Raw genomic sequence first — 6,227 nt, forward strand, 5'->3', positions numbered from 1 at the left:
CTACACGCTCTACGACTCCCTCCTGCGTCCGCTGCAGACGCAGTCGCCCACCCCGCGGGGCGGCCGCCTGCTGACCGACACCCGCTACGACACCCGCGGCCTCGCGTACGACACATACGCGGACATCTTCGACACCTCCAGCACGCCCAACAGCACCTACACCCGCGCCGAGTACGGCGAGGCCCCCACCCAGACGCAGACGGTGTTCGACGGGGCGGGCAGGGCGACGACCAGCAGCCTGTACGTCTACGGCGTCAAGAAGTGGTCCACCACGACGACCTACACCGGAGACTCCGTCGCGACCACCGCCCTTGAAGGCGGCTCCGCCCGGCGCACGATCACGGACGTGCGCGGTCAGACCACGGAGAGCCGGGAGTACGCGAGCACCAGCCCGGCCGACAGCGGCTTCGGCACCGGCCCTGGCGCGTCGTACACCTTCACGAAGTTCACCTACGCCCTGGACGGCCAGCAGAAGTCGATCACAGGTCCGGACGGCGCCAAGTGGACCTATGACTATGACCTGTTCGGTCGCCAGATCAGCACCGGTGACCCGGACAAGGGCACCACAACCACCGAGTACAACGCCCTCGACCAGATCATCAAGTCCACCGACTCACGCGGCACGTCGCTCCTGACCGCCTACGACGAACTGGGTCGCGCCACCGGCACCTGGACCGGGTCGAAAACGGACGCCAACCAGCTCACCGGCTACACCTACGACACGGTCCTCAAGGGCCTGCCCACCTCCTCCACCCGCTACGTCGGCGGCAAGACGGGAGCGGCCTACACCCAGACCGTCACTGCTTACGACAGCCTCGATCGGGCCACCGCGACCCAACTGGAACTGCCGGCCAGCGACCCGTTCGTGAAGGCCGGCGCACCGTCCACGCTGGCGTTCGAGACGTACTACAACATCGATGGCACCCAGCAGTACGACAAGCAACCCGCACTCGGTGGCCTGCCGTCCGAGATCATCGGCTTCACCTATGACGGCCTGGGCAACCTGACCTCCATCGGCGGGTCGACCGGTTACCTGAACAACGTCTCCTACTCGGCCCTAACCCAGCCCGAGGAGCTCACCCTGGGCACCGGCGGCACAGGCAACAAGAACGTCTACGTCAAAAACAGCTACGAGGAGGGCACCGGCCGCCTGCTCCGCAGCTATGTCAAGGACCAGACCCGCCCGTACATGCTGCAGGACCTCAACTACACCTACGACCAGACCGGCAACGTCACCGCCATCAGCGACCCCACCACACTCGGCGGCACCAGCTCGCCCGACACCCAGTGCTTCGCCTACGACGGCCACCAGCGCCTCACCGAAGCCTGGACCCCGGCCTCCCAGAAGTGCTCCGACGCCCCGAACGCCTCCAGCCTGTCGGGCCCGGCCCCGTACTGGACCAGCTACACGTACAACACCGCGGGCCAGCGCACCAGTGAGACGGTCCACCAGAGCAGCGGCGACACGAAGACGACCTACTGCTACACCAATGCCAAGCAGCCCCACACCCTGACCGGCACCACCACCAAGGCCGACTGCGCCAGCCCACAGCGCACCTACGACTACGACACGACCGGCAACACCAGGCACCGCCCAGGCACCACAGCCACCCAGGAACTGGACTGGTCACCCGAAGGCAAGCTGACCAAGCTCACCGAGAACGCAACGTCCACCGACTACCTCTACGCCGCCGACGGCACCCTGCTCATCCGCGCCACCAAGAACGGCGAACGCATCCTCTACGCCGGCGCCACCGAACTCCACCTCCGCGTCAACGGCACCACCTGGGCCCAGCGCTACTACACAGCTGGCGCTGTCACCGCCGCCGTCCGCTCCAACGAATCCGGCACCAACAAACTCACCTATCTCACCGGCGACCACCACGGCACATCTACGCTGGCGATCAGCCCGGACACCGCCCAGGCCTTCACCAAGCGCTACACCACCCCCTTCGGTGCCGACCGCGGCACGCCCCTCTACGGCCCCTGGCCCGACGACAAGGGCTTCCTCGGCAAAACCCGCGACACCACCACCGGCCTCACCCACATCGGCGCCCGCGAATACGACCCTGCCATAGGACAGTTCATCAGCGTCGATCCCCTGCTCGTTCTCGACCAGGCCCAATCCTTTAACGGTTACGCTTACGCCAGTAACAATCCCGTCACTTACAGCGATCCCACCGGCCTCTGTATGGACCCCGGTAACGGCCGCTGCATGCCCGACGACGGCGGCAGAGGCGGCCCTCAGCAACCGGACCCCGCATACCCGCTCGACCCCGGCGTCACCTACGGCAACGGCGGTAAGGGGAACGGGACCGCGAACACTGGCACCGGCAGCGGGATCGCCGTGCAGAAACCGAGTGGTGGTGGCTGCGGATTCTGGGACGTCAAATGCGGATGGGACCAGCTCTGGAAAAGTGAGTGTGGATTCTGGGATATCAAATGTGGGTTTAAGGAAAATTACCACGCTTGGAAAAATGCTGTAGTTGTACTCTCCCCTCTGGAAGACGCAGAAAACTGTCGGCAGCAAGACTATTCCGCCTGCGGGTGGCTCGTTGCAGGGTTCTTGCCCATAGGGAAGCTTAAAGGCTTGGCGAAGGCGCTGGAATCGGGGGAAGACGCAGCCAAGGCGGCGCAGCGCTACGCCCACGGAATGAATCTGGCTGGTAAAATTGCGTACGGAGAGGGGCATCTGAGCCAGGCAGTGCAATTGCAGCGTCTTATCGACAAAAATAAGACAGGAAATTATGCTGCCGCATTGCTCTCAGATGGGACGACTTTGGTCGCTAGGTCGGGCGGAGGGCCACATGCAGAGGAGAAGCTGCTCGATGCGGCGGGCGACAAGATTGTCGCCTTGTACTCCGAGCGTCAGCCCTGTGATGGCACGCATAACTGTACTGCTAAAATTGCATCGGCCGGCATAAAGAACGTGAGTTGGTCGTTCGACTGGAACTCGAGCAAAGCCGTACAAGAAAAAGCGAACAAGGAGCTCAAGGCAGCAATTTCCGAGTTGTTCAAAAAATAGTGCGCCCAGTAGTCGTGATTGGAGATGTCGATGCAGTTTGAGTTGACCGAAGTATCTGGGGACGGAGTGAGTGTGGAGGTGCCGGCCACCTTCTTTTCTTACCGGGCGAACGACCGCCTGGAGCGGCTTGTGTCAGGAGAANNNNCCAGTTCTGGCGGATGGGTCACCATGTCGGCGTTTACTTGCAGCGAGATTCGGGGATCGTATTTGCAGGAGCGAGTTTGAATGACCTGGTTTTCGCGAATTCATCCATCAGGCATTTCAATGAATGTGCAAATGGGGTTGTCGATCGATTCCCTTTTTATGACGAAGGGTCGGATCTCGATGATTGCGAAGTGGCAGCTGGAGATTTGGAGAGGATTATTCGGGACGTCGATCCTCCTGCAGCCGATGAGGGTACATTCTGGAGTGATTTCATCGCCGATGTATCCATCGGTGACTACCCTGAATGAAGTGCTGACCTCGACTCGTCAGCGGCCGTGATTGCCTGACCGGGCTGCCGTTTCGCCTTGTTTGTTTCGCGTGATCGTGGGTGGGCTGACAGCGTTCTAGGACAAGATACACTTCACGCCGTCCCCGATCCCCGACGCCGTGGCGAGGACGCCCGGTTCCAGGTGTTCAGTGCCGGGCCGCCCGGTGTGAGCGAGGCCGGAAGGGGATTTGGACCGCCGACCGGACACTGATGCTGTGGTCGGCTGTCCCGCGGGTTCTGTCGGTCGACGGTTGCGGCTTGGTCCTGTTCCCCTCACTGTTCGCTCGGGACGAGCTGTGCTGTTGAAGTGCCGGTGGCGACCGTGATGGCCGTCAGCACTTGCCGTCGACGAGTTCGTCGAAGTCCTTGGTGCTCATGGCCCGGCCGTCGGCCCAGACCTGGCCCGGCCGGAGGGAGGCGAGGTCGTCGGCGGTGAAGTAGACGTGTGCCAGGTAACTGCCGGACCCGCGGAAGGTCAGCGCGTAGGTCCGGCCGGGCAGCAGTGCCTGTCTGCCGTAGGTTTGCGCGCGCCATTCGGGTGGTGGGGAGAAGAGTGGGAAGACGACCCCTCCGTGGTTCGTCGCTCCCCATGCCTTCCACCCGCTGTCTTCCTGGTGCGCCCGGCCCCCGTCCGGATCATCAGTGCCGGCCTGTGCGGGTTGGGAGGCCGAGGCAGAGCCGACCGAGCCAAGTGATGCCTCCTCGATCGCGGCTTCGCCTTCCTCAGGGGTCCAGCTCACCAGCCTCATCCCCGAGAGGGTCTCGCCGTCTTCGCACGGCCGCAGTTCGGCCACCGGCTGCCCGTCGTCCCCGTTTCGCACCGCTACGAGCGGCAGGTTAGGGGGGCTGCACCCACTCACCATGGTGAGACCCAACGCCAGGCACGCTGCCCCGCACACACGTCTCATTCCGGCTCCCCCTCGGATGCTTACTCCGAGGGTTGGGTCTGCCTGGGGAAAGAGTCGAGTTCCGTACGGTCTCGGTTCGGACTCGTGTGCGGGCCAGGTGCCCTTCCCGGGCCTTGCGAGGTCGCGGGTTGGGTGGATCGCCCGGTGATGGCCCGTCATGCCCGTCGGTGCTGGACAGGATGCCGATGCGGGCACGGTTTCGGTGATGCTGTAGGTGTCGAGTCCGCATGACCACAACTGACGACCGTGCCTGCTGTCTCAGCTTCTCCCATCCTCTCGGGCCTGGACCAACTGGCCCGTGCCCTCCCCCCGCAGCCACTGCCGGACGCGGTATGCCGGGTCTTCATAGTTGAGCGGTGCGGAGATGCCCGCGGGCTCGGCGAGTGGTGACGCAGCGTGTCCGGAGTCGTTGATTGGTCGCGTTCCTGAACCCGAACGCGTTGCGGGCGGTCAGCTTGATCACGCGGTTGACGCCCTCGCTCTTGGCGTTGCTGTGGCCGGTGTTGATGAAGGCGGCGATCTCGTCCCACCAGCGGTCGACGGTGGCGGCGAGGCGGCGGACCTCGGGGATGTCGGCGTCCGCGCACCAGGCCAGGAACTTCCAGCGAGCGTGGCCGAGTTGGTGGCGGTCGGCGCCGGTGCGGGCCAGGGCGAGGAGGTTGCGCAGGGACTCCTTGGCGATCCACGAGGTCAGCAGCGTCTGTCCGATCCTCCCCTCGCCGAGCAGGGGGTTCCACATCGTCGCGAACTGCTCGTCGGTGAGGTCCTCCCGGTTGCGCAGCAGTTTCCTGCGGGCCCTCCACTCCGGATCGGTGGCACGTCCGCGACGCCCGCGCAGTTCGGCGGTGGTGCGGCGCCTGACCTGCGAGAGCATCTTGTTGGCGAGCTGGACCACGTGGAAGTGGTCCACGACCACGACGGCGCCGGGAGCCCGGTGCGCACGGCGGCCCGGTAGGTAGTGGACATGTCGATCGCGACGTACCGGATGTTCTTTCTCTACTCCAGGCCGGTGGTGGACAGCCAGGCCAGGACGTCGGCGACGGTGCGGCCCTCGACCTGGCCGAGCAGCCCGCCGGTGCCCAGCGCGTCGACGAACCCGGTGTGCCACCGGTCGCGCACCAGCTGCCATTTGCCCGTCTCCGGGTCTTGTGCCCACTTCGTCTTGCCCCGCCGGGGCTCGTCGATGCCCAGGACCTCCATCTCGGGCAGCGGCTTGGCGGTGACCTCACGGGCCTGGACACGGAAGGCTTCCATCACGGTCGGCCAGGACAGATGCAGGTCGCGGGCGGCCTGGATGACGGTGGAGCCGGCGTCCCGTATGCGGCGTCCGGCCGCACCCCGCAGCCGGGCGGTCAGCCTGGCACCGGCCGGGATCTGCGGGATCTGCTCGGTGAAGGAGCGGCGGGAACAGCCGGCCTTGCGGCAGTACCAGCGCCGCTTGTGCCAGCGGAACTCCAATCCGCTCTCGCCGTAAGGGAGATCGCGCGGCCGGGTGACCGCCGAGCCCTTCACCCGGGTGGCGAACACCCCGCAGGCCGGACAGGCCCTGGCCGTCTCGTCGGCCGTGACCAGGTGGACCCTGCGCCCTCCGTCAGCCAGCCGCTCGACCCGTGCCACGGACACCCCGTCCAGATCGAGTAGCAACGTCGTATCGTTGACCAAGCCCGTGGCTCCTGCATGATCGTTCTGCGTAGAGAACAGAAATGATCACGCAGGCCCACGGGCGCTCTGCGTCCAGGGGACGATCACCACCACGGCATTCACACACCGTGACACCACGTCAGTGCCCGAGATGAGGCGCACCGCTCAACTTCGAAGACCC

Annotated in this window: 5 protein-coding genes; 2 read left to right on the plus strand and 3 right to left on the minus strand. The window is 65.0% G+C overall.

The features are described 5' to 3' along the window. Nucleotides 1–3,025, plus strand: a 3,025-nt coding sequence (locus tag RH94_RS18835; RefSeq protein ID WP_324614288.1) for an RHS repeat-associated core domain-containing protein, incomplete at its 5' end; no start/stop codon positions are given. Nucleotides 3,026–3,183: 158 nt separating this feature from the next. Beyond that, nucleotides 3,184–3,477 (plus strand): SUKH-4 family immunity protein, encoded by a 294-nt coding sequence (locus tag RH94_RS46715; protein ID WP_073948718.1) that lies wholly within the window; start codon nt 3,184–3,186, stop codon nt 3,475–3,477. Between the two features lie 352 nt (nt 3,478–3,829). Here RH94_RS46715 and RH94_RS18850 read toward each other — a convergent pair whose 3' ends face one another. The 3 genes from RH94_RS18850 to RH94_RS41460 form a co-directional block, all read right to left on the minus strand. Further along, nucleotides 3,830–4,237 (minus strand): hypothetical protein, encoded by a 408-nt coding sequence (locus RH94_RS18850; protein WP_143204045.1) that lies wholly within the window; start codon nt 4,235–4,237, stop codon nt 3,830–3,832. 511 nt (nt 4,238–4,748) lie between these two features. After that, on the minus strand, nt 4,749–5,513 hold the full coding sequence (locus tag RH94_RS41455) for a transposase (RefSeq protein ID WP_267893380.1): 765 nt from the start codon (nt 5,511–5,513) through the stop codon (nt 4,749–4,751). Next, nucleotides 5,402–6,067, minus strand: a complete 666-nt coding sequence (locus tag RH94_RS41460; protein ID WP_199880850.1) for a transposase family protein — start codon at nt 6,065–6,067, stop codon at nt 5,402–5,404. The genes RH94_RS41455 and RH94_RS41460 overlap by 112 nt, the downstream gene beginning before the upstream one ends. Nucleotides 6,068–6,227 lie beyond the last annotated feature (160 nt).

The organism is Streptomyces kebangsaanensis (genome assembly GCF_001906585.1).
Classification (GTDB): Bacteria; Actinomycetota; Actinomycetes; order Streptomycetales; family Streptomycetaceae; genus Streptomyces; species Streptomyces kebangsaanensis.

Excerpts from the sequence above, each read along its gene's own strand:
- RH94_RS46715 (WP_073948718.1), top strand. The coding sequence starts at position 3,184 with ATGGGTCACCATGTCGGCGTTTACTTGCAGCGAGATTCGGGGATCGTA.